The organism is Affinundibacterium danionis (assembly GCF_042432465.1).
GTDB lineage: Bacteria > Pseudomonadota > Gammaproteobacteria > Burkholderiales > Burkholderiaceae_D > Undibacterium > Undibacterium danionis.
On the sequence record NZ_JBHLXJ010000024.1, the window covers coordinates 1 to 1292 of the forward strand.

The 1292-nt window shown below is 48.0% G+C and carries 1 protein-coding gene; it reads right to left on the reverse strand.

The genetic code is table 11. From position 1 onward, the window contains the following. Positions 1 to 1292, reverse strand: a 1292-nt coding sequence (locus tag ACFFJH_RS18015; RefSeq protein WP_390214365.1) for a DUF4214 domain-containing protein, incomplete at both ends; no start/stop codon positions are given.

The following is a 1292-nucleotide window of genomic DNA, read 5'->3' on the forward strand; positions in this document are numbered from 1 at the left end:
ATGAATAAACTGCCCGATGAGAGTCACGGTATCAGAATGAGGCTGATTAAGTATCTCATTAAAGGTCACGGGATCAGGTGCTCGGTTAAGTAATCCGACGAAGTCTAGAGTCAAAGCGACCTTGTCCTGAGAAATGGCTTTGAACTCGGTGGACTCGGTAAAACTAGCCAAGAGATCACCTCGATTAAAGCCATTGACCAACTGATTGACCCAATACGTTTTACCGGCCGCATCAGCAGGACGATGCAAGACGTTTTGGTAGACGAGGTCAAGGAATTGGTCGTTGCTTACGCTATTGTACTTTTGTTCAAATTCGGTACTTGAGACAAAGGAGCGTGCAATAGAGGACAAAGAGCTACCTTCCTTCAATTGAGCAATCCAGTAAGCCAATCCATCGCGGTCAGGGACTCGATCAAATGCGCCAAAGTACAAACGAGCCAAACTACCGATACCCTTTTGAAATTCCGTTGAAACGAGGAAGGCCGCGGTAACCTGCTCGCGATTCATGCTGCCGCTATCGATACGTTCCATCCAATAACGCAAGCCGGCAGGTTCAGCTTCACGGAACAAGAAGTCACGGTACAACTGCATCGTAAACAAATCGGTACGTTTAAGAACATCATTGTCTTTGATGAGCGGATTGGTTTTAACGGATGCCTCAATTGAGTCAGGAATACCATCATCATCCCAGTCGGCGGTGATCGCACTATAACTAGAGACGGGTTGTTTCCAACCTAAGCCACCTTGCACAGACATGTGCCCATTGACAATGCCATCGAGATCAAACGAGGCACCATCGGTGACGCGTAAATCGACACGATATTGGCCGTCAATCAAAGAAATATTATTGGCTAGATTAATCCAAGCACCAGTTTTGTTCTGCACCCAAAAACCATTGATGGGCGCTAAAGCCTCGGTGAACAGAGAGAACTTAACGGACGTCCCGGTCATAGCCTGAACAGGCACATTAGCGACCTGGAAATTGACCATGCCATAAGGCAGTGTCAAAGTAGAATCCGTCAGCGTCGGCGAGGCCAGTGCGGAGACTTGGGTATGCGTGATTCCGACGGTATTAGCTAAGGTGAAATAGGCGGTTTTGCCGGCAGGCAAAGCTTGCCAAGGTAAAGAACTGACATGCGCTTGAGTGCTATCTGCAATGCGGTCACCATTCCCATCGCCGGTACCCGTACGGAACAGATTAGGTACGCGTGACTCAACAAAGTTGCTGACACGATCGGCATCGGCATCATTGTAATAAGTTGTACCAGTTAACCCGAAGTTAATCTCAGTAC